The organism is Rhodococcus sp. RDE2 (assembly GCF_020885655.1).
Classification (GTDB): Bacteria; Actinomycetota; Actinomycetes; order Mycobacteriales; family Mycobacteriaceae; genus Rhodococcus; species Rhodococcus pyridinivorans.
The window spans coordinates 5,167,801-5,187,996 of record NZ_AP025186.1 but is presented as its reverse complement, the minus strand read 5'-3'; the positions used below and the strand labels follow the sequence as shown (position 1 = coordinate 5,187,996).

15 protein-coding genes and 3 pseudogenes are annotated in these 20,196 nt (G+C 65.6%); 10 read left to right on the top strand and 8 right to left on the bottom strand.

What is annotated here, in order from left to right; genetic code table 11:
- Positions 1-61 precede the first annotated feature (61 nt).
- Positions 62-721, top strand: coding sequence for a TerD family protein (locus LPH33_RS24175; RefSeq protein ID WP_229566430.1), 660 nt, complete (start codon positions 62-64; stop codon positions 719-721).
- 127 nt (positions 722-848) lie between these two features.
- On the opposite strand, the gene LPH33_RS24170 is transcribed toward LPH33_RS24175, so the two are convergent.
- Positions 849-1,559: a hemerythrin domain-containing protein gene (locus LPH33_RS24170; protein ID WP_229566428.1), complete on the bottom strand. Its 711-nt coding sequence runs from the start codon at positions 1,557-1,559 to the stop codon at positions 849-851.
- Positions 1,560-1,848: 289 nt separating this feature from the next.
- On the opposite strand from LPH33_RS24170, the gene LPH33_RS24165 reads away from it, so the two are divergent.
- Entirely contained in the window at positions 1,849-2,493 is a 645-nt protein-coding gene (locus tag LPH33_RS24165) for a TetR/AcrR family transcriptional regulator (RefSeq protein WP_229566427.1), read from the top strand.
- Positions 2,494-2,536: 43 nt separating this feature from the next.
- Here the strand turns inward: LPH33_RS24165 and LPH33_RS24160 are convergent, their stop codons facing one another.
- The 4 genes and pseudogenes from LPH33_RS24160 to LPH33_RS24145 all read right to left on the bottom strand — a co-directional run bounded on the left by LPH33_RS24160 (position 2,537) and on the right by LPH33_RS24145 (position 5,700).
- Positions 2,537-2,965 (bottom strand): nitroreductase family deazaflavin-dependent oxidoreductase, encoded by a 429-nt coding sequence (locus LPH33_RS24160; RefSeq protein ID WP_229566425.1) that lies wholly within the window; start codon positions 2,963-2,965, stop codon positions 2,537-2,539.
- Between the two features lie 172 nt (positions 2,966-3,137).
- Positions 3,138-3,482: pseudogene (locus tag LPH33_RS24155) on the bottom strand (hypothetical protein); the annotation flags it as partial.
- Positions 3,394-4,134 (bottom strand): nucleotidyltransferase domain-containing protein, encoded by a 741-nt coding sequence (locus LPH33_RS24150; protein ID WP_229566424.1) that lies wholly within the window; start codon positions 4,132-4,134, stop codon positions 3,394-3,396. The pseudogene LPH33_RS24155 and the gene LPH33_RS24150, both read right to left, overlap by 89 nt.
- Before the next feature lie 12 nt (positions 4,135-4,146).
- Complete coding sequence (locus tag LPH33_RS24145) at positions 4,147-5,700, bottom strand: ISL3 family transposase (RefSeq protein WP_420714504.1); 1,554 nt, start codon at positions 5,698-5,700, stop codon at positions 4,147-4,149.
- A gap of 218 nt (positions 5,701-5,918) precedes the next feature.
- Between LPH33_RS24145 and LPH33_RS24140 the strand changes: the two genes are divergently transcribed.
- The 5 genes and pseudogenes from LPH33_RS24140 (at position 5,919) to LPH33_RS24120 (ending at position 11,812) form a co-directional block, all read left to right on the top strand.
- The gene (locus tag LPH33_RS24140; RefSeq protein ID WP_068158111.1) at positions 5,919-7,274 is read left to right on the top strand and encodes a Mu transposase domain-containing protein; all 1,356 of its coding nucleotides are present in this window, start codon (positions 5,919-5,921) and stop codon (positions 7,272-7,274) included.
- Positions 7,271-8,092 carry an IS21-like element helper ATPase IstB gene (gene istB, locus LPH33_RS24135; RefSeq protein ID WP_068158116.1) on the top strand — a complete coding sequence of 274 codons (822 nt, stop codon included), beginning with the start codon at positions 7,271-7,273 and terminating at the stop codon, positions 8,090-8,092. Before LPH33_RS24140 ends, istB begins: the two co-directional genes overlap by 4 nt.
- Positions 8,093-8,578: 486 nt before the next feature.
- Positions 8,579-10,018, top strand: a complete 1,440-nt coding sequence (locus LPH33_RS24130; protein WP_071934730.1) for an IS1380 family transposase — start codon at positions 8,579-8,581, stop codon at positions 10,016-10,018.
- A 562-nt stretch (positions 10,019-10,580) separates the two neighbouring features.
- Positions 10,581-10,793: pseudogene (locus LPH33_RS24125) on the top strand (tyrosine-type recombinase/integrase); the annotation flags it as partial.
- A gap of 5 nt (positions 10,794-10,798) precedes the next feature.
- A pseudogene (locus LPH33_RS24120) lies at positions 10,799-11,812 on the top strand (hypothetical protein).
- Between the two features lie 251 nt (positions 11,813-12,063).
- Here the strand turns inward: LPH33_RS24120 and LPH33_RS24115 are convergent.
- Both LPH33_RS24115 and LPH33_RS24110 read right to left on the bottom strand, forming a co-directional pair.
- Positions 12,064-12,585: a hypothetical protein gene (locus tag LPH33_RS24115; RefSeq protein ID WP_229566422.1), complete on the bottom strand. Its 522-nt coding sequence runs from the start codon at positions 12,583-12,585 to the stop codon at positions 12,064-12,066.
- 314 nt (positions 12,586-12,899) lie between these two features.
- Positions 12,900-14,471: an FMN-binding glutamate synthase family protein gene (locus LPH33_RS24110; RefSeq protein WP_229566421.1), complete on the bottom strand. Its 1,572-nt coding sequence runs from the start codon at positions 14,469-14,471 to the stop codon at positions 12,900-12,902.
- Between the two features lie 113 nt (positions 14,472-14,584).
- Between LPH33_RS24110 and LPH33_RS24105 the strand changes: the two genes are divergently transcribed.
- Complete coding sequence (locus LPH33_RS24105; protein WP_229566419.1) at positions 14,585-16,960, top strand: FdhF/YdeP family oxidoreductase; 2,376 nt, start codon at positions 14,585-14,587, stop codon at positions 16,958-16,960.
- Positions 16,961-16,967: 7 nt separating this feature from the next.
- Here LPH33_RS24105 and LPH33_RS24100 read toward each other — a convergent pair whose 3' ends face one another.
- On the bottom strand, positions 16,968-17,966 hold the full coding sequence (locus LPH33_RS24100) for an MBL fold metallo-hydrolase (RefSeq protein WP_229566417.1): 999 nt from the start codon (positions 17,964-17,966) through the stop codon (positions 16,968-16,970).
- 98 nt (positions 17,967-18,064) lie between these two features.
- On the opposite strand from LPH33_RS24100, the gene LPH33_RS24095 reads away from it, so the two are divergent.
- Positions 18,065-18,544: a TspO/MBR family protein gene (locus LPH33_RS24095; protein ID WP_229566415.1), complete on the top strand. Its 480-nt coding sequence runs from the start codon at positions 18,065-18,067 to the stop codon at positions 18,542-18,544.
- 69 nt (positions 18,545-18,613) lie between these two features.
- Positions 18,614-20,071, top strand: a complete 1,458-nt coding sequence (locus tag LPH33_RS24090) for a carotenoid oxygenase family protein (RefSeq protein WP_229566414.1) — start codon at positions 18,614-18,616, stop codon at positions 20,069-20,071.
- Positions 20,072-20,196: the final 125 nt, after the last annotated feature.

Below are 20,196 nucleotides of genomic sequence, written 5' to 3'. Positions count from 1 at the left end.
CTCCCGTCGCTTTCCCATCCCGTGCGCAACCGCGCGCAGCCACTCCGACGAAAGGCTCGACATGGCCATCGACTACAACAAGAAGCCCGAGCAGAACGCCGGCGGCGTCAACCTGAGCAAGATCAACCTCACCAAGGAATCCCCGACCGTGAGCCTGTCGAAGGCCGGGTCCGGGCAGGGCGTCACGCGGGTGAACCTCAACTGGTCGCGCGGTGAGCAGAAGAAGGGCTTCCTCGCGAAGCTCACCGGTGCGAGCGGCGGCGTGGACCTCGACCTCGGCTGCCTGTTCGAACTCGCCGACGGATCCAAAGGTGTCATCCAGGCGCTCGGCAACAGCTTCGGCGCGCTGAACACCCCGCCGTACATCCACCTCGACGGCGACGACCGCACCGGCTCGAACACCGGCGGCGAGAACATGCACATCAACCTCGAGCGCCCCGAACTGTTCAAGCGGGTGCTGATCTTCGCGATGATCTACGAGGGTGCGCCGAACTGGGCTGCCGTGGACGGCGTCGTGACGCTGACCCCGCCGTCGGGTCCGCAGATCGAGGTGCGCCTGGACTCGCCGAACAACGGCGCGCGCATCTGCGCGATCGCGATGCTGCAGAACACCGGGCAGGGCATCACCGTCGAACGTCTCGTGCAGTACATCGACGGCAGCCAGTCCGACCTCGACCGCGCGTTCGGGTGGGGCATGCAGTGGCAGGCGGGGCGTAAGTAGGCGCACCCCAGAAATCGTTCCGGCCTGGTGGCCGGTCACGGGAGATCCCGTCGGCGTATGCCGGCGGGATCTCGGTGGTTCCGACCCCGCTCAGCGGGGTCGAAGACACCGAAGTACGTGCCCGCTCCTACGAGGCGAGATGTCGGCTGTCGGAGTCTCTGCTCGTACTTGCTTCACTGCGTGGTGCAGTGACCTTGATCGGCGGCACAGCGGCCGCCGGTTCGTCCCTCCACAACCGTGCGACCTTGCGCCGATAGATGCGGCCGAAGGTCTGCATGATGATGAACCGTGGGACCGTGGGGACGACGTGAAGGATCACGTCGCGATCCTCCGGGGTCGCGCCGTCGACGATCCAGGGTGCTTCGGCGCCCAGTTCGGCGACGCCCTTCGGCTTCACGAAGTACTCGTTCTCGACGTCGCGGTATTCGGATGTGGTGATGGTCGCGGCGACGACCGGCATCATCTCCGATTCCTCACGCTGCAGATGGGGCAACAGGACTTCGTTCAATCCGGCCAGGGCGTCGAGTACGTGTGTCCGTGCAGACGCGTCCCGACCGTATGCTCGGGCAGCTTCTTCCAGGACGCTCATAGCGGGGGTGATCTGCCCGTGATCGGTCTCCATTCGGTCGAGCAGAGCCCTTGCGGAGGGATTCTTCGCACGGATCAGCGGCCACAGTCCGGCGTCCTCCGCGCTGTGATGCAGGTGCAGAGCGTGCATCAGCCATCCGATGTGCTCGGCGAGTGCTCGTCGACGTTTCCCGTCCGGAAACGGTTCGGTTTCCAGTGTCAGCCGGAGTCGTTCCAGGTCGCGGCGCAGAGCGCTGTGGACGATTCCCATGCTCCGTGTATCGGCGGGCTCATGCTGATCGACGTTCATGGCCCTCTCCTGTTCGTCGTGTGTGTCGAATGGTCGATGGGTGGATCTGATTGGGATTCAGTGGATTACATTCCAATCCGATGTTCTCCGATGATCTGTATGTACATCGCGGTCGCACTGTCGTGCGAACGGAACCGGAGCGCTTGTTGCTTCACGACCCGACGACATTCGGGATGCGATGGCGTGCTGCGCGGTAGCAATCCTGATATATTCGGTTCAATCAGGTTGTACTCAAAGTATCGGAGTGTGAGTGGCCGAAGTCAAGAGGCCGTACGACGCCTCCGGCAGGCGCGAACAGGCCCGTGTTCGACGCCGTGCTGTGGTCGTGGCTGCCAAGGAATTGTTCGAACGCGACGGATTTCGAGCCACCACCCTCGCCACGGTCGCCGACCGTGCGGGCGTCTCGGTGAAGGGTCTGTACAAGACTTTCGGGAGCAAGGCGGCTCTGGCGAAGGCAGTTTTCGATTTCGTGATCGCCGGTGACGACGAGCCGGTATCGGTTGCCGAACGTCCGGAGCAGCAGGCGATGCTTGCCGAGCCGGATGTGCGCCGCAAGATCGACATGTTCATTCACGCACTGGCACACCGGCAACACCGCTCGGCGAAGGTGCAGATCCTCATCCGCGACGGACGACACGTGGACGACTCCCTCACCCCGGTCTGGCAGCAACTGAGCGAGGAGGGGCTGGCCGCGGCGACGATGGTCGGCAGGTACCTGATGGCGACGGGTCAGCTCCGCGACGACATCGAACACGACGAGGTCCGCGATGTGCTGTGGAACTACCTGGTGATCGACACCTACGAACGCTTGGTCCTCGAACGGGGATGGACACTCGACCGGTACGCGGACTGGTTGGCGCGCACGGTTATCGCCGCACTCTGCCCGCAGGGTTAGGGCATTTCGAAGGGGACTCTGTCGGTACTTTGGTCTGGGGAGGTCAGCTTCGGTGGAGAGCGAGGACCGGAATGGTCCGCACGCCACGGGTCTTCTCCTCGTACTCGGCGAAGCCGGGGTAACGACGGGCCTGCTCGGCATAGATACGGTCGCGCTCGGCGCCGGTGATCTCTTCTACCGTGACCTCGAAGGTCTCGGTGCCGATCTCGACCTCTGCCCGTCCCGCGGTGGTGAGGTTGTAGTACCAGGCCGGATGGGAGGGGGCACCCCCTTTGCTTGCGAAAACGTACATCGTCGCGGCATCCTCAGGATCCGGCAGATACAGCGTAGGAGTCACCGTCTCCCGGCCGGTCTTGCGGCCACGATGGTGCACGAGCGCCATGGGCGCTCCCTCGAAGTTGCCGCCGACGCGGCCTTCGTTGGCCCTGAATTCGGCGATCACCTGCGCGTTCCAGTCGTCGGACGTACTCATGGGACGAATCCTCCTGGCTACTGCGGTCGGCTATGCACCACCGTAATGATGTCGAAAGCCACGGGGTCCGGAACGAGGAACTATGAGCGATCGGCGGTCGCTGCAAGTCCCTCAACAGGCGGAGTTCGTCGTCACCGGGAGAACTGGCAGAGGCCTGGTACACGACCAACTGATGCCCGAGTGCGCTGCGAACGTCGGATGCGTTGTACTCGGGGACGAGATCGTCGATGGCGGCATGTCGGAACTCCGTGGCCTCGTGCGCTTTCCCTCGCGCATCATGCCGACTCCACAGTTCGCGGAATCCCGGCCCGCATCGTGTATCTCGAGAACGAGAGCACGGACGCCGTCGACCGAACCAGTGTGACTGGAAGCGAGTTAGAGATTCGCGACGCAGAGCGAGGCCGTAAGAGGGCCGATCTGGACAAGGGTCATGCCGACCTGTCGGTCGCGGCCAAGAGTTCGCGCAACACGCCTTCCTGGAACGTCCGCGCTTGCCGGCCCGAGGGTGGCGACTCACCGGAGCGTGCTGTGATGGACTGCTCGATCGTCTCGGCGGGCTGGTAGCCGCCCTCGAGTAGCCGCCGGCCGGCGTCGACTTTGGACAACCACCTTCCGTAGCGGTGTCGGACCAGCGCGCGGCAGGCTCCGAGGACCGCGTCATCGGAGCCGGGTGCAGGTTGGTCGTCGGCCGGGCCGGGCAATGCCATCCACCAGTCCAGCGAGTCGACCAGTAGGCTCCGTAGCTCCTCCGGCGGTAGCTCGGCGAATGTCTCCGAGGCCGGCGGCCCCGCCAGGACTCGGCCGCTCTGGCGCAGGATGCTGCGGTCCAGTCCGTACCAGAACGTCCCGTCGGCTGCCGGGCGGTCTGCAGGTCGAAGGGTCTGCCGGAAAGCCATGGCCGGACCGTCGTTCAACTCGAGTTCGAAGCCCGGTTCTCCGGTGCCCGACTGTGCGGTAGCCACGGTGTGGACGACCAGTTCCAATCCCCGGGCCGGACATGGCAGGGCGTTGTGCCGCAGTCGAGCGATCAACTCCCGCTTGACCGCTTCGCTCAGCGGGTCGCGGCAGAGCAGGGCGATGTCGATGTCACTGCGGCCGGGGTGGAAGGCGTTCAGGGCTAGTGATGGCGCTCTTTGATCCTGGATCTGGCGCACTTTGTGTGAAGGCACTGCCGCGCTGCATCATTCGAGGTGGATAACGCGTTTCCGCAGCAGGTCCAGGTTCGCCCGCCCGTACATCTGCCGTTTGAGCATCTTGATCCGGTTCACATGGCCCTCGACCGGACCGGAGTTGTGCACGAGCGTCAGACCGGCAGTGACCGCCTCAAGGTCTCGGCGTAACCCGGTGACGAACGACCGAAGCGCAGGTGATCCGGTGGCATCGACATCGGTCATCCACTCCGTGAGATCGTGTCCACGACGTTCGACCATGATCCCGGCGAAACAACGAATGTGCTCACGCACGGTCGCCAGTGCAGGACTGCGTTCACAGATCTCTGTGAGGAGCTGACTGTCCTTGTCGGCGAGGTCGTCCGGCCGGCAGGTCAGCCACATGGTGACCTGCCGGATGCTCGGCGTCCGCGATAGAGTCGGACGGGCTCGTTCTGCTGTCCGAAGCGGCTGAAGAAACCGGCGGACGGTCTGCGCGCTGCCCCGATAGCCGCGTTCGGTGATCTCCCGGGTCAGCTGCGCAGCATCGGTGCATCCGGCGGCGAAGCGTTCCCGTAAGTAGGGCTCATACCCAGTGAGCAGCGTCGCTCCGGACATTCGGCTGGTGGCCAACAACTCGTCGATGTCGGGTGCGTGGACGAAACGACGCACGGTCCTGCGATTGAGATTCAGCTTCCTAGCAATGCCCGAAATCGACATTCCCTGGGTGTGCAGCTCATGTACGGCCGCGTGGCGTTCGCAGGTCCGGACCACCAATCTGCCGTCGGGCGCCTCGGCGATGACCGCGTCGTCGCCGAGGCGGTCGGTCGGCGCAGAAAGTTCTTTCCTGTGCCGGATCACGGTCTTCTCCACGGCGCCGATCAGGTTGCGCCACAGGTGCCATCGGTCGGCGACCTGCACCGCATCGGGTGCCCCGATGCGGACGGCGTCGGCGTAGGCACCGGCCCTGTCCCGGCACACGATCTCGGCCCCGGGATGGGCCTGCAGCCAGGTCGAGACGGTGTCGCTGGTTCGATCGGGCAGCAGATCAATCGGTCGGCCCGAGGTCAGATCCACGACGACGGTTCCGTAGACGTGGCCACGGCGCAGCGCGAAGTCGTCGATCCCCAGGATCGGTGTGGTCTCGATCGGCCGATCTGGGATCGCCCGCACGACACGCAACAGCGTGTCCCTGCTGACGTGTATCCCGAGTCGGGCGGCGAGGCGGGCACCGGCGCGGCCGGCCACCGCCAGTCCGATCGCCTCGATCATCGTGTCGAGCACTGTCGTCCGTCGAGCCCAGCGCTGCGTCAGTCCTGGTACCTGCTCGGCGAATGTCGTTGCATCACAGCTGTCGTAGTCGCAAAAGAATCTGCGGACGACAAGATCGAGGATGACCGGATGTGCGCCTATCGCCGTGTCTGCGGGGCGGCGCCGATAGCGTGAGTGCACCCGGCGCGACGCAGTGCCGCACTTCGGGCACCACCCCTCGTTGCCTCGTGGATGCGCCGTGATCCGGATCGTGGAATCGGTCCGGTGAACGGCGTCGATGACGATGTTGTTCAGGTGCGGTAGGAGGGATGTCAGGGTCGCGAGGTCACACCGAAATGATCTTGGTGCATCGTTGATACTCGCTGATCAGCGGTATGTCGTCGCCTTCACGCAAAGTGCGCCAGATCCTTGATCCTGCTCAGACCTGCTCACCGAAAGTGCTCACCCGTGTGGCTCCGCCGATGAGGGCGGGTCTCCTTCGATGCTGGTGGTCTCTGACCACGCACCAGCACCCCGAAGGAGACCGCTTTCTCATGTTGACATGGGAGGAAGACGTGGAGATCCACGCACTGCACAAACGAGGCTGGACGATCTCGGCGATCGCCCGGCACACCGGCCGAAACCGGCGCACGATCCGCAACTATCTGAACGGCACCACCACCCCCGGCATCCGTAAACCCGCTGGTGAGGATCCGTTCGAACCGTTCGTCGACTACGTCACCGCTCGTCTGACCGAGGATCCGCATCTGTGGGCACGGACCTTGTGCGACGAACTCGAAGACCTCGGCTACACCGCCTCGTATCAGACGCTGACCCGCCAGATCCGGCAACGCAAGCTCCGGCCCGTCTGCCAAGCCTGCGCGTGCGCGACCGACCGCCCCAACGCGGTCATCGACCATCCGGCGGGGGCGGAAACCCAGTGGGACTGGGTCGAGCTGCCGAACCCACCCGCCTCGTGGGGCTGGGGCAAGACCGCATATCTGCTGGTCGGATCGCTCGCGCATTCGGGTCGGTGGCGCGGGGTGCTCGCCCCGGCCATGACCCAGCCGCATCTGATCGACGGCCTCGACCGGATCTGCCGAAAACTCGGCGGCCTGACCCACACCTGGCGATTCGATCGAATGTCGACGGTCTGTTACCCCGACAGCGGAAAAGTCACTGCCTCCTTCGCCGGGGTCGCCAAGTATTACGGCGTGTTGGTGGCGATCTGCCCACCGCGGTCCGGCAATCGCAAGGGTGTCGTCGAGAAGTCCAATCACACTGCGGCCCAGCGATGGTGGCGCACCGTGGCGGACGAGCTCACCGTCGAGCAGGCCCAGGCGAGCGTGGACAAATTCTGTAGTCGACGCGCCGATGCCCGGATGCGGGCCACCGCCGACGGCAAGGCCCCGGTGCGCACCGTCGCCGACCGGGAACCGTTGACGTCGATGCCGAGCAGTCCGTATCCGGTGGTGCTCAGCGAACCGCGCACCGTCTCGAGGCAGGCGTTGGTGGCCTACCGCGGCAACCGCTACTCGGTGCCCCCGGAACTGGCCGCAGCGCAGGTCACCGTCACCCGGCAGCTCGGCGACGAGGTGATCGACATCGTCACCGCCTCGCAGATCACCGTCGCCCGCCACCGGTTGGCGCCGGACGGGGCCGGCGCCGTGGTGCGCGATCACGGCCACGTTCACGCCCTTGAACAGGCCGCGATGGCCGGTGCCGCGGCCGGAGGCCGACCGCACCGCCGCAAAGAACGCATCCCACCCGGACCCGAGGCGCTCACTGCGGCAGCAGCATTGCGCACCAACACCACGGACCGCCACCCACCGTCGACGACACCGCGATCGACGGTGGTCGACCTGGCCGCCTACGAGCGCGCAGCCCGCGGAAGGAACACCCTCGTATGACCACCACCCCCGACACCACCGCGACCTCGGCAAGTCTTTATCAGCGTCTGCGAGGACACTTGGCGACGCTCAAGTTGCACGACGCTGCCGAAGCGCTGCCGTCGGTGCTCGACCGAGCCCAGAAGGACGGTCTGTCGATGACCGCAGCGCTCGAACAGCTGCTGTCGATCGAGGTCGACGCCACCGAAGCCCGCCGCCTCGCCGGGCGGTTGCGGTTCGCGTGCCTGCCCACCCCGGCCTGTCTCGAGGACTTCGACTTCGACGCCGCCCCCGGCCTCGATCGGGCATTGATCGCCGAGTTGGGCACCTGCCGGTTCCTCGAAACCGCGACGAACGTCCTGCTCATCGGGCCGCCGGGGGTCGGAAAGACCCACCTGTCGGTGGGCTTGGCGCGGGCGGCCGCGCATGCCGGTTATCGCACCTACTTCACCACCGCCGCCGATCTGGCCGCCCGCTGCCATCGCGCTGCGATCGAAGGCCGGTGGGCGACGACGATGCGGTTCTACGCCGGCCCGACGCTGCTGGTGATCGACGAACTCGGCTACCTACCCCTGCCCGGCGAGGCCGCCTCCGCACTGTTTCAGGTTGTCGCGCAACGCTATCTGAAGACCTCGATCATCATCACCACCAACCGGGGTGTCGGAGAGTGGGGTGAGGTCCTCGGCGATACGACCGTCGCCGCCGCGATGCTCGACCGGCTTCTGCACCGATCGGTGGTACTCAACCTCGACGGGGATTCCTACCGGCTGCGTGATCACCACGCCCGGTCGGAAAAGCTCCGTCAAGCCACCACCGGCACCCGGCAACCGCTACAGTGAACCCGCCCACGAGTGGGCACTTTCGACGAGCACAAGCGAGCACCTTCGCTGAGCCTCATCATGGATCGTGGATCACTCCGATTATCCGTCAAGATCATGCCGGGAAGCGATTTACGGCACAGAGGCCGTCGCGTGCTGGGCCGGCGTGCTGCCACCCGGGAAGGTCCTGTCGTCGGCACGAGGGGTCGGCCATCTCCCGGAACCCGCGTCATCAGGTCGGGGAGATGATCGGCATCCGCCGACGACTGTAGATATCCGGGAGCCATGGTTCGTGTCGATAGGCCGCGCGAGCAGGCCACCGAAGCGCCTCGATCCGCAGTCCGAGGGAAGCGACCAAAATTACTGATTGACACAACAAGTTCTTAGCCTGGATGCACCGATCAGGCTGATGTGATGGGCGAGTCGTAACGGCGAAATGCCCTGTCGTAGTGAAAGAATTGAACTTCTCACAGAAACAATTCGGCCACAACGAAGGGCATCTCGTAGATGCAACTCTCTCACACCCGGCCCGTCGCTGCGGCGAGGTTCGACGATCCGAATCTCGTGTCGACCGCTGGGCTGGTTCCGATCATGGGTCTGGCGCAGAACTGCGGCCTGCAGGCTCTCGCCGACGAACACCTCAGCGTTCCCACCGACAAGGGTGCTCACTCCGGCGACAAGATCGGAGCACTCGTCGCGGGAATGGTCGCCGGCGCGGACAGCATCGCCGACATGGCATTACTACGGCACGGGGCGATGGGAACACTCTTCGACCGCCCGTACGCACCGTCGACGCTGGGGTCGTTCCTGCGCACCTTCACCTTCGGGCACGTTCGGCAACTCGACGCCGTTGCCTCCCGGTTCCTGCGCGGACTGGCCACCAGAACTCCGCTGGTGGCCGGGATCGACACCGAACGCGTGCTGGTCGACATCGACGATTCGATCATCGAAGTGCACGGGCACGGCAAACAGGGTTCCGGATACGGCTATTCCGGGGTCCGCGGACTGAACGCGCTGATCACCACGGTCACCACCGACACCGCGGCCCCGGTGATCGTCGGACAGCGTCTGCGCAAAGGGTCCTGCGGATCAGCGCGTGGAGCAGCCCGGATGATCGCCGACACCCTGACCACCGTCGCGCACCTGCACACAGCTACCGCCGGCCCAGGGGCGCGAACCACGGCACAGGCCACGCCCAGACCGCTGGTGCGGGCCGACTCGGCGTTCTACGGATATCCCACCATCGGGGCGGCGCTGCGCGGCGGCGCCGACGTCTCGGTCACCGTGCGCCTGACCTCACCCATCAAGACCGCGATCGCCTCGATCGACGAGGATGCGTGGACTCCGATCGAGTACACCAACGCGATCTACGACCACGACACCGAACGCTGGATCTCGGCTGCCGAGGTCGCGGAGATACCGTTCACCGCGTTCGCCTCGAAGAAGAAGACCCACCGGGTTCCGGGGCGGTTGATCGTACGGCGTATCCCCGACCTGCGGCCGAAGAAGGACCAGGGCCAGGGCGAATTGTTCGACGTCTGGCGGTTTCATGCCTTCTTCACCACCGTCGACGCCACCGATCTCGATGCCGTCGCCGCCGACAAGCTCCACCGCCATCACGCGATCATCGAGCAGGTCCACGCGGACCTGAAGAGCTCCGCGCTCGCTCATTTGCCGTCGTCTCGGTTCACTGCCAATGCTGCGTGGCTGGTCTGCGCGGTGATGGCGTTCAACCTCACCCGCGCCGCGGCTACCGTCACAGGCGATCCGAAGCTGGTCAAGGCCACCACCGGAACTGTCCGGCGGACCATTGTGTCGGTCCCTGCTCGGATCGCGTCGTCGGCGCGCCGGTTGACGTTGCATCTACCCCAACAGTGGCCGTGGGAATCGGGGTGGAACGCCCTGTTCGACACGGTGTTCGGACGAAACCGACCGATTCTCGGCTAACAGACACTCCCTGCCCGCCAACGACTCGAAAGACCAGTGGAACAACCCGACATCGAAGGTCGGAAGATCGTCCATGTCCACACCCTGTCCCAAGTCGTGCAATGGAAGCCACGACGACAGCATCAGACGCTCGGTGCATTGAGGCTTAGTTCTTGGCGCAGTACATCGACCGTCTGATCCACCGTACGTTCGGCAAGGAATGGCGCGGCACGTGTGCCGAAACCTGTTGACAGAGAACGAATTTAACATTGTGGCTTCGTCTCGATGCATCTGATGTGGACCGACCGGTTCGGATGGGGACTGGAGGAGTTGGGGCGCTCTATTTCCGGGGGGAAGAACTGGGTCAGGAATAAGCGTTGGAGTTTGGCTGCTTACGTCAAATCCGTTCGGTGGTGCGCTAATTGCCATTAGCGCACCATCACCGTCGAAACCGCTGCTGAACGCGTTTTCCGGTGGGAACCTGTCCGAACGGGACGGTAGGCTCCCGAATCGTGCCCGATGACCTGCTGATGCGCCGCCCGGACCCCTCCGATGTCCCTGCGTCGACCTCGTCGGACTCGGCCGCGCCGCGCAGGCCGGCTACGACCCCGACATCGTCCAGCGGCTCGGTGGGCATTCATTGCGGGCCGGGTTCGTTACCCAGGCCTTCCGCAACGGCGCGAGCGCGCACGCGATCATGCGCCAGACCGGACACAGCACCCCCGCCATGCTCGAAACCTACGCCCGCGAACACGCCCCACTCATCGGGAACGCCGTGACAAATCTCGGATTGTGACCGCGATGACCAGCACCGACCGAATAGTCCACGGCCGCGACGAGCTTCACGATGCCACCCTGGGCCTACGCGTCCCGAGTCGCTACCGCCACGACTGGGCGCTGTTCGCCGACTGGTGCGCCGCTGCCGACCACCCGCCCATCCCCGCCACGCCCGACACCCTGGCGCTGTTTCTGCATGAGCACCCTGCCGCGGTCGCGACGCAGCGGCGCCGGCTCTCAGCCATCAACGCCGTCCACACCGGGCACGGCTACCCGCCGCCGGGGAGGACCGAGACGGTGCGCCGGCACCTCGACACCACCCGCACTTCGCGCCTCGACCGGCTCGCCCGCCTGTTACTGCAGCGAGCGACCGAACTACCCACCGAAGGGTGGCCGAGTGGACTGTTCGGCCGCCGCGATGCCCTGCTCCTGGTTCTCGCCGCCACTGGGATGACCTTCACCGACATCACCCGGCTGTGCCGCTGCGACATCCGATTCGACGGGGATACTCTCGTGGTCACCACCCGTGCTGGCGAACGCTTCCGTCTCACACCGGATCCCGAGACCGGCGACAACTACGCGGTCGAGATCTATCGGCGGTGAGCGGAGATTCAGGCGTTTCTCGACCAGTACCCGGGCACGCATCTGTTGCGTCATCACCTCACCGACCCGAGCGAGATCGTCACCGATCCGCTCGATACACAGCAGACCCGGCAACCGCTGCTGTGTCCGCTCGACCGATGGGGACACCTGCCGCACGCGCAACCGATGACCCCGCAGTCGGTATCGATGTCGGTACGGGCACACCTGTCGGGTCGCGCCCCGACGCGCCGGGTGCTACCTGTTCCTCCGCAGGAGGATGTCGACGCCTGCGTCGAGCCGGACATCGCCCTCGACCCCGACTACTACGATCGCGGCACAGCCGCCCGCCGCCGCGACCACGAAAGCCTCGACGACCTCACCGACGTCTTCGACGACATCGAAGCCCGCGCCGATGCACTACTTCAGGATCTGATGGAAGTGCTGGAGGGCCTGTAAGACGCCACCGGTCGGCCGGCCTCAGATCGGCTCTGGCGCAAGGGTTGCGGATCGTCCAGGTACCGGACGAGTTCGAACAGAGCGCTTACTCGCTCAAGCACGGTTACGGAAGGTACGCACGCGATTGCGCATTACGCACCGGGTTGCGCCTGTTCGTGGGCTCTGGCATCGTAGATGAAGCCCAGGGCAGTAGCTCTGGTGAAGTGAACCCGGCAGCCTTCCGGACGGTTGGTGAGCCGGGTTTCGCGTTTCTACCGCACCGTCACGGTCTTGGTAATCAACGGGCGGACCCGATCGGGCCACTCACCGCCTTTGGCCAGGCACCATGCGACCGCATCGGGAATCCACAGCATCGGTTCCTGCTTGGCGCGCAGATGGTGATAGGTCAGCTGCTCGCGGATCCCGTGCTTGCCGGCCGCCTCGAACAGGACCCGCCGGTCGGACTTGACGGTCGAATCGTCCTGCTCGAGGACCAGTCGAGACACCGGCAGCTCGGCAAGGTCCCCCACCAATGTCTCGAGGCAGCGCGGACGTCCGAGCCTGGGTGTAAGACCAGCAGCGTGATAGACGCGTACCTGCACATTCAAGGTCACCAATGCCGAGCAGATCGCACGCCGCCGAGAATCTCGTTCGGACTTGAAGTGGATCCGCTCCTGGCCTTTCATCCGTAACCCCGCCAGGGTGCGGCGGGCGTGCTCGAGGGACGACGGGTCCGCGACCGCAGCGACGACCATGATGCCGCGGACGGTGTTCTCGTCGATGAAGGCCTGCACGGGTACCGAGCCTGGAACGGACGCAACCGCCCCCGGCAGAAGGTCGGGCCCGCCTCCGATTCGGGGTAGTCGGCTCAGAAATGTCAGGGGGCTGCTCGCCCTCTACCGGTATGAGGCCAGCGCACCTACCGTCTGCCCCCGGGTGCCCTCACTCATCCCGGAATGTCATCGGCTGCGGGATATGCCGTGCCCCGGCGCGAGATATCCGTGCAGGTCACTCATCATGTACCCGACCTGCATCGACCGTACGGTGACGGCTGACGTAACGAGATCTCATCGGTCGGGGTGCTCTCGATCGCTTGATCCCCAAGTGATTACGACGTCGCTGTCGACGCCTCAGTCCCACCCGGCGTCGTCACCGCTTCCGCGGTCATCAGCCGCGCGATCTCCTCCCGATCGGCCTCCGACGGCAGGCCCCATCCGTCCCGGTAGCCGTACATCTCGCGCAGGGTGATCGCGTGCCGGTTGCCGTCGGCGATCTCGATGTCGTCGACGGTGATCAGGCCAGGATGCGCCACTCCCGTGGCCTGCGCGATCTTGAACACGTCTCGGCGTAGGGCTTCGATGTAGTCGGCGACGCGGTCGGCCTTGGTCGGGACGTCGAGTCCTCGGGTGAGCCAGCGGTTCTGTGTGGCGACGCCGGTGGGGCAGCGGTCGGTGTGGCATTTCTGGGCTTGGATGCATCCGATGGAGAACATCGGTTCGCGGGCCACGTTGACCATGTCGCAGCCGAGTGCCATGGCGACCACCGCGTTGTCGGGTAGGCCGAGTTTGCCGGCGCCGATGAAGGTGACGTCGTCGGTCAGGCCGGCCTCGGCGAACGTCGCGTAGACCCGGGCGAAACCGCTGCGGAACGGAAGCGAGACCGCGTCGGCGAACACCAATGGTGCTGCGCCGGTTCCACCTTCGCCGCCGTCGATGGTGACGAAGTCGACGCCGCGGTCGGTCTCGCTCATCCGCCGGGTGAGTTCGTCCCAGAAGGTCGTGTCGCCGACGGCGGATTTGATGCCCACGGGAAGGCCCGTCTCGGCGGCGAGCAGTTCGACCCAGTCGAGCAGGCTGTCGATGTCGCGGAACTCCGTATGCCGGGACGGGCTCACACAATCCTTGCCGACGGGGATTCCGCGGACCTCGGCGATCTCCGGGGTGACCTTGGCTCCGGGGAGCAGTCCGCCCAGTCCCGGCTTGGCGCCCTGGCTGAGTTTGATCTCCAGAGCACGGATGGGTGCCGATTCGACGACCCGCTTCAGCCGTGCGAGGTCGAAGTGGCCGTCCTCGTCGCGGCACCCGAAGTAGCCGGTGCCGATCTGGAAGATCAACTCTCCGCCGTTGCGGTGGTAGTTCGTCAGACCACCTTCGCCGGTGTTCTGCAGGCACCCGGCCGCGCCGGCACCTCGGTTGAGCGCCTCCACGGCGGCACCGGACAGCGAGCCGAAGCTCATCGCGGAGATGTTGACGAACGATTCGGGTCGGAAGGCGTGGGCACGCCCGCGCGCGGCGCCGAGGACCTTCGCGGACGGAATGGAGACCTTCTCGCCACCGTGCGGAGCGGCCGACGGTGGCAGGTCCGAGAAGGTGCGGTGCTTGATGATCGTGTACCCGTCGGTGTACTCGATGTCGTTGTCGCTGCCGAAACCGAAGGTGTTCGTGACGTTCTTCGACGACGCGTAGATCCACCTGCGCTGGTCGCGGTTGAACGGACGTTCCTCGTCGTTGTTCGTCGTGATGTACTGTCGCAGTTCGGGTCCCAGCGACTCCAGGGCAAAGCGCGCATGCCCGAGAATCGGGAAGTTCCGCAGCAGCGAATGTCGTTTCTGCACAAGATCGTAGGCACCGACGGCGGCCGCCGCAGCGGCCGGGATACCGAGCGTTTTCGACCATCCCATTCTCCGAGGGTACGTCCGATCAGTGGTCTCGGAGCGGGAACCGATTCGGGTTTGGCCGGGCGGACATCACGGGTACCCACCACGCAGAACTGTGCTCGGTGAGAGGTGAGCGAATGCAGAAGAGCGAACTGCAGTCCGACTACGACGAGGCAGACCTCGAGGTCGGGGACCGCAAGAAGGCTGCCGCCGGCGTCACCGGCGTCGCCGTGGCGATGAAGCGATCCCTCGAGCAGATGGGGCTGGTGCGTTCGGCCGAGACGCTGCTCGAGCTGAACCAGGCCGAAGGGTTCGACTGCCCGAGCTGTGCGTGGCCCGACCCGGATCCCGGTCATCGCAAGATCGCCGAGTTCTGCGAGAACGGCGCCAAGGCCGTCGCCGAGGAGGGTACCAAGCGACGCGCCGACCCCGAGTTCTTCGCCAGGTACAGCATCGACGAGCTCGCTTCCCACAGCGAACTGTGGCTCGGCAAGCAGGGCCGCATCACGCACCCGATGGTCAAGAGGTCCGGCGCCACGCACTACACCCCGATCGAGTGGGACGAGGCCTTCGCCCTCATCGGCGAGCAGCTGAAGTCGCTGGACAGCCCCGACCAGGCCACCTTCTACACGTCCGGACGCGCGTCGAACGAAGCAGCTTTCGTGTACCAGCTGCTCGCGCGGGCGTTCGGGACCAACAACCTGCCCGACTGCTCCAACATGTGCCACGAGTCCACGAGCATCGCGCTGCAGGAATCGATCGGCATCGGCAAGGCCAGCGTGACGCTCGACGACGTCCACAACGCCGAGCTGATCATCCTGCAGGGGCAGAACCCCGGCACGAACCACCCACGCATGCTCACCGCGCTCGAAGAAGCCAAGCAGAACGGCGCGAAGATCCTGACGATCAATCCGCTGCGCGAGGCGGGCCTGGTCAACTTCCGTAACCCGCAGACACCGCGCGGTGTGCTCGGGCGGGGAACGGACCTGTCCGATCTGCATCTGTCGATCAAGGTCAACGGTGACCTCGCGTTGCTGCAGGCGTTCGGGTCGCTGCTCGTCGAATGGGACGCGCTCGACCACGACTTCGTGCAGAACCACACCCGGGGATTCGACGAATGGGTCGAACACGTCCGGGACATCGACTGGGACGAGGTGGTCGCCGCGACCGGCCTGTCGCGCCAGCTGATCACCGAGGCAGCCCAGATGCTGCGCCGCTCGAAGGCGACGGTCTTCTGCTGGGCCATGGGAATCACCCAGCACCGCAACGCCGTGGCGACCATCAAAGAGATCTGCAATCTCGCGTTCGCGCAGGGCAACATCGGCGAACGCGGTGCCGGGCTCATGCCGGTGCGCGGACACTCGAACGTCCAGGGCGACCGCACGATGGGGATCTGGGAACGCGCGCCACAGAGTTTCCTCGATGCGATCGAGAAGGAGTTCGGTTTCGATCCTCCTCGTGAGAACGGTTACGACACGGTCGATTCGATCAAGGCGATGCGCGACGGCAGGGTGCGGTTCTTCCTCGGTCTCGGCGGCAACTTCGTGCAGGCGGCACCCGACACCGCTGTCACCGCCGAGGCGATGGCCGGCATCGACATGACCGTGCACATCTCGACGAAACCCAATCGTTCCCATCTGGTCTGCGGCAGAACGGCATTGATCCTTCCGACGCTCGGGCGCACCGACAAGGACGTCCAGGCCTCGGGCCCGCAGTTCGTGTCGGTCGAGGACACGACGTGCGCGGTCCATGCTTCCCGAGGACCGTTGAAGCCACCCTCCGAGCACCTTCGTTCGGAGGTCGCGATCATCACCGGCATCGCCGAGGCCACGCTCGGTGACCGTTACGGGATCGACTGGAAGGCGATGCGCGACGACTACGCGAACATCCGCTCGCACATCTCCCGCGTCGTCCCGGGCTGCGAAGGCTACGAGGTGAACGTCCGGCGTCCGGGAGGGTTCATCCTGCCGCATCCGCCCCGCGACACCCGGACTTTCGATACCGATTCGGGTAAAGCGGAATTCGCTGTCTCACCGGTGGAAGTGGTCCAGGTTCCGCCGGGGCATCTGCTGTTGCAGACGATGCGCAGTCACGACCAGTTCAATACGACCATCTACGGCCTCAGCGACCGCTACCGCGGCATCGAGGGCGGCCGTCGCGTCGTGTTCATGCACCGGGACGACATCGCCGCACTGGGTTTCGACGACGGAGACTTCGTCGACCTGTTCACACGATGGGACGGCGACGACCGCGAACGGTGCGCCACGAGGTTCCGGATCGTCGAGTACGACCTGCCGAGGGGAAGTGCGGCCGCCTACTATCCGGAGACCAACCCTCTCGTCCCGCTCGATTCGACTGCGCTGAAGAGCAACTGCCCCACCTACAAGTCGATCGTGATCTCCCTGACGCCCGCCGGAAGTCGCGACGACGAGTGCCCGGATGTGCTCGGAACCGCGCCCGCGGGATCGGACTGGTCGCACAAGACGACCCCGGAGCCGAAGCACCTGTCCTGACCGGCGGTCAGGACGCCTCGAATGCTCCTTCGCGCAGCAGTGTTTCGGCCGCGATGAAGGCTGCGACGCGACGTGTGACGGTGGGCGGCGCCGGTGGGTTGCCGTTCCACTGGTCGAACAGCGTGCTCAGGCTCAGTGCGATGCGCTCCGGCGACTCCCAGTGACGCCACGCATCGAAATCTTTCGTGAGCAAGAGTTTCCGCGCTGTTTCGAGCGGGGTGAGTCCGGCCCGGTGATGATCCTGGGCGGCATCGCGCAGCCACAGCCAGTAGTCGCGCAGTGCTCGGATCTCCGCCGCACCGCAGGTCGGCCCGTGCCCGGGTACGTACACGTCGGCGTCCCAGCCGAGCAGCCGATCGAGCGCCGACAACCAGTTGTCGAGCGGGCCGTGCCACAGGATCGGCGTCGACCCGATGAACAGCAGGTCGCCGGTGAAGACGACCCCGGCATCGGCCACACGGATGGCGAGGTCGCCGGCCGTGTGGCACGGTCCGAGTTGCTCGAGTTCGATCGTGCGGCCACCGATGTCGAGTGAGGTGGCGGTCGCGAAGGTGGTGTCGGGCATCCGTGGGGTGCGGTGCGGGAAGCGGGCGCCGCCGCGGACCCGCGCCATGTAGGCGCCGGCCGCACCGATCGGTCCGGGGACCTTCCGGATCAGGGAGCCCGTGCCGGCCAGCACCGTGAGGGCGCGCGGCGAAAGATCCTCGCGCATCCCCTCCAGTGCGGCGGCGCTGGTGGTGATCCGCGCATCGGGCGGCAGCGTGTCGTTACCCCACCAGTGGTCACCGTCGTTGTGGGTGTTCACCGCGTCGGTGATCGGAGCATCTGCGACGAGCGGTGCCTGCGCCTCGGCGATGCGTTGCGCCCACGCGACGTCCCATGCGGTATCGACGACCAGCGACGCCATGCCCGGTGCGACGACCAACCCGGTGTTGGCCTCACCCCAGCCGCCGGGGGTGCGCACGAACGCCCAGACCCCGTCGCCGACCTGCTGCAATCCACTCATGTCGACCTCCCGGCCCGCCACCCTACCGAGGTGTCCGTTTCGTGCGCCTTCGGCTCGGGTAGCCGACGATCAACCGTTATCCACAGGAGCCGACAGATATGAGACTCAGTACCGTCCTCGCGACCGCAGCTGCCACCACGACCACCGCGATCGTCGGATCGATCGCCTCCCAGGACACGAACTCCCGGTGGTACCGCAAGCTGCGCAAGCCCGGTTTCCAGCCTCCGGCCGCGGCGTTCCCGATCGTCTGGACGGCACTGTACGCCGATATCGCTGTCACCTCGGCTGTCACGATCGACGAGTACACCGACGCCGACGACTACGCCGGTCGTCGCAACTACATCGCCGCGCTCGCCACGAATCTCGCCCTCAACGCGTCGTGGTCGTGGGTGTTCTTCAAGTGGCATCGGTTGATGCCGGCCACCGTGGTGGCCGCACTGCTCGCCGCCAGTACCGCGGATCTGACGCGCCGGACGGCCGAGGCGAATCCGACTGCGGGGGCTGCGCTGGCTCCGTACTCGGCGTGGACGGCGTTCGCCACGCTGCTGACCGGACGGATCACGCAGCTCAACCGCTGATCCGCCGGCGCCGCGGGCGGCAGTGAGACAGTTCTTCGCAATCGGTCTCATCTATGCGACCGTCGGTAGATGACCGTTGCAACGGGGGCGTCGGAACAACAACCGCAGGAACTCGGGGCGTCACCGTGGGACTCCCAGCACCGGGAGTTCGACTACGACCTGGACGACATCGAGGGCGCGATCCCCGAGTGTCTGCGGGGCACGCTCTACCGGATCGGGCCCGGCCGCCTCGACGTCGACGGTCATCCGCTGAGTCATATCTTCGACGGTGACGGCATGGTCTCCCGCATCGACATCGGGCCGGAGGGGGTCCACTACCGGAATCGATACGTGCGGACGAAGAGCTTCGCGAGGACGAACGAGACACGTCGTCCGGCAAAAGGATTCAGCACACAGAGGATCGGCGGGTCGCTCGCCAACGCGCTGAGGTTCCCTGAGAATCTCGCGAACACGAGTGTGTTGTTGCACGACGACGTGCTCTACGCCCTCTGGGAATGGGGGCGACCGCACCGGCTCGACGCCGAGACCCTGCAGACCTACGGACCCGAATCCTTCGATGGCGCGTTGAAACGGCTCGGAGCATTCTCCGCGCATCCGAAGACCGACCCCGCGACGGGCGAGGTGTTCAACTTCGGGCTCGACTTCTTCCCGCGACCGATGATCCGCTGCTATCGACTCGATCGCGGCCGTCGCCTTCACGGACTCGCGACCATCCCGATTCCGAAACTCGGATTCGTCCACGACTTCGCGTTGACCGAACGGCACCTGGTGTTCGTGCTCGGGCCGTTGGTGGTCCGGAATCCGATCCCGGTCGCCCTGGGTCTTCGTCCCTTCGACGATGCGTTGTCCTATCGGCCGGAGCTCGGCACCACCATCGTCCTGGTCCCGCGCGACGGCGGCAGGCCGACCACCGTCGAACACGATGCGCTGTTCCATTTCCACGTCACCAATGCCCACGAAGACGGGGACCGCACTGTCGTCGAACTTGTCGCACACGATCCCACCGATGGCTGGAAAGGGTGGAACGGGCACCTACGCAACTATCGCGAGTCCGCGGGGCCGGCCTTCGGGGGCACCCTCACCCGGCTGTCCGTCGACCGGCGGACCCGCCGCGTCACTACCACCGAACTCGACGATCACGGATGTGAGTTCCCCCAGCTCGACCAGCGGTTCGCCACCGCCGAGCATCGCTACAGCTACACCGCATCGGCGTCGGCCCCGGAAGGCGATCCCGACTCGGTCACCACGATCGATCACCGCACGGGCATGGTGAGCCGGTACGCGGCCGCCGCCGGCGACACCGTCTGCGAGCCGTTGTTCGCACCGGGCGGCGACGCCGAGGGCGACGGCTGGTTGCTGACACTCGAGCACCAGCCCGCGCGCAGAGCCAGCAGACTCGTCGTCCTGCGCGCCGATCGGCCGGGTGACGGGCCCGTCGTGGCGGTGAACCTGCAGCACCACGTGCCGATGACCTTCCACGGCGCCTTCCGGATGGAAGGCACCGTGGCACCCGGCCGCCGGCGTTGAACCGTAGGCTGTTGCCTCTCGCACTGTCGAGAAACATCCCGGCTCCCCTCCGTTCGAGTGTTCCGGGGTGGGTATCACCAGCTGCAAATGTGTTGCACTTATAAGTGAAACTGGCTACGGTCGGA

What these genes read in the sequence shown, in the direction of transcription:
- LPH33_RS24090 (WP_229566414.1), top strand. Translation starts at nt 18,614, where the DNA reads ATGACCGTTGCAACGGGGGCGTCGGAACAACAACCGCAGGAACTCGGG.
- LPH33_RS24160 (WP_229566425.1), bottom strand. Translation starts at nt 2,965, where the DNA reads ATGAGTACGTCCGACGACTGGAACGCGCAGGTGATCGCCGAATTCAGG.
- LPH33_RS24140 (WP_068158111.1), top strand. Translation starts at nt 5,919, where the DNA reads ATGTTGACATGGGAGGAAGACGTGGAGATCCACGCACTGCACAAACGA.
- LPH33_RS24175 (WP_229566430.1), top strand. Translation starts at nt 62, where the DNA reads ATGGCCATCGACTACAACAAGAAGCCCGAGCAGAACGCCGGCGGCGTC.
- LPH33_RS24110 (WP_229566421.1), bottom strand. Translation starts at nt 14,471, where the DNA reads ATGGGATGGTCGAAAACGCTCGGTATCCCGGCCGCTGCGGCGGCCGCC.
- LPH33_RS24105 (WP_229566419.1), top strand. Translation starts at nt 14,585, where the DNA reads ATGCAGAAGAGCGAACTGCAGTCCGACTACGACGAGGCAGACCTCGAG.
- LPH33_RS24095 (WP_229566415.1), top strand. Translation starts at nt 18,065, where the DNA reads ATGAGACTCAGTACCGTCCTCGCGACCGCAGCTGCCACCACGACCACC.
- istB (WP_068158116.1), top strand. Translation starts at nt 7,271, where the DNA reads ATGACCACCACCCCCGACACCACCGCGACCTCGGCAAGTCTTTATCAG.
- LPH33_RS24130 (WP_071934730.1), top strand. Translation starts at nt 8,579, where the DNA reads ATGCAACTCTCTCACACCCGGCCCGTCGCTGCGGCGAGGTTCGACGAT.
- LPH33_RS24170 (WP_229566428.1), bottom strand. Translation starts at nt 1,559, where the DNA reads ATGGGAATCGTCCACAGCGCTCTGCGCCGCGACCTGGAACGACTCCGG.
- LPH33_RS24100 (WP_229566417.1), bottom strand. Translation starts at nt 17,966, where the DNA reads ATGAGTGGATTGCAGCAGGTCGGCGACGGGGTCTGGGCGTTCGTGCGC.